The 246-nt window shown below is 63.4% G+C and carries 1 pseudogene; it reads left to right on the top strand.

From position 1 onward, the window contains the following. Positions 1 to 246 (top strand): annotated as a pseudogene (locus AAEY72_RS15930) (hypothetical protein); the annotation flags it as partial.

Genomic DNA, 246 nt, shown 5'->3' on the forward strand with positions numbered 1-246 from the left:
CGGCAGGGACGAAAAGGTCAACGGTGTCGGCGGCAACCTCGCCAACAAGACCCCGTACAAGGGCGGCTACTTCCCGGTCAGCCCGGTCGACCAGCACGCCGACCTGCGGGACGACATCTGCATCAAGCTCTCCGATGCTGGCCTCATCCTCGAGCGCAGTCACCACGAGGTCGGCACAGCCGGCCAGGGTGAAATCAACTACCGCTTCGACACGATGACGCACTCCGCGGACGACATCCTGAAGTT

This window comes from Psychrobacter sp. W2-37-MNA-CIBAN-0211 (assembly GCF_040309405.1).
In the GTDB taxonomy this organism is placed as follows: domain Bacteria; phylum Pseudomonadota; class Gammaproteobacteria; order Pseudomonadales; family Moraxellaceae; genus Psychrobacter; species Psychrobacter glaciei.